Consider the following 1,124-nt stretch of genomic DNA (forward strand, 5'->3'; position numbering starts at 1 on the left):
GGCTGGCGGTGGCCAGCGGCTGGCTGTCCAGCCGCATCCTGCCGGCGCCCAGCGCGGTGCTCGCCGCCGGCTGGCAGCTGCTGGCCTCCGGCGAAATCTGGCAGCACCTGGCGATCAGCGGCCAGCGCGCCGGCATTGGCTTCGCCATCGGCGGCGGCATCGGCCTGCTGCTGGGCTTTATCACCGGCCTGTCGAAATGGGGTGAGCGCTTTCTCGACAGCTCGGTGCAGATGATCCGCAACGTGCCGCACCTGGCGCTGATCCCGCTGGTGATCCTGTGGTTCGGCATCGATGAGGCGGCCAAGGTGTTCCTGGTCGCGCTCGGCACCCTGTTCCCCATCTACCTCAACACCTACCACGGCATCCGCAACGTCGACCCGGCGCTGGTGGAGATGGCGCGCAGCTATGGCCTGTCGGGCTTCGCCCTGTTCCGCCAGGTGATCCTGCCCGGTGCGCTGCCGTCGATCCTGGTCGGCGTGCGCTTCGCCCTGGGCTTTATGTGGCTCACGCTGATCGTGGCGGAAACCATCTCCGCCAGCAGCGGCATCGGCTACCTGGCGATGAACGCCCGCGAGTTCCTGCAGACCGACGTGGTGGTGCTGGCGATCCTGCTCTATGCGCTGCTCGGCAAGCTGGCCGACGTCGCGGCCAGGGGCCTGGAGCGTGTCTGGCTGCGCTGGCACCCGGCCTACCAGGCCAAGGCAGGTGGCCAATGACCGCACTGCACAGCATCCGCCAGGGCATCCCCCTGGCAATCGAGAGGATCGAGAAATCCTTCGGCGAGCGTCGGGTGCTCAAGGGCATCGACCTGCATATCCCGGCCGGCCAGTTCGTCGCCGTGGTCGGCCGCAGTGGTTGCGGCAAGAGCACCTTGCTGCGCCTGCTGGCCGGGCTGGATCAGCCCAGCGGCGGTCAGCTGCTGGCCGGCAGCGGTGCGCTCAACGCGGTGCGCGAGGACATCCGCCTGATGTTCCAGGACGCCCGCCTGCTGCCCTGGAAGCGGGTGATCGACAACGTCGGCCTGGGCCTGTCCGGCAACTGGCGTCAGCAGGCCGAGGAAGCCCTGGCCGCGGTCGGCCTGGCCGACCGCGCGGGTGAGTGGCCGGCGGCGCTGTCCGGTGGGC

2 protein-coding genes are annotated in these 1,124 nt (G+C 69.6%); both read left to right on the top strand.

The annotated features are described in order from the left end of the window. On the top strand, nt 1–716 hold a 716-nt coding region (ssuC, locus tag N878_RS21540; RefSeq protein WP_021445601.1), incomplete at its 5' end, for an aliphatic sulfonate ABC transporter permease SsuC. Continuing rightward, nucleotides 713–1,124, top strand: a 412-nt coding sequence (locus N878_RS21545; RefSeq protein WP_021445602.1) for an ATP-binding cassette domain-containing protein, incomplete at its 3' end; no start/stop codon positions are given. The genes ssuC and N878_RS21545, both read left to right, overlap by 4 nt.

It is taken from the genome of Pseudomonas sp. EGD-AK9, assembly GCF_000465935.2.
GTDB lineage: Bacteria > Pseudomonadota > Gammaproteobacteria > Pseudomonadales > Pseudomonadaceae > Aquipseudomonas.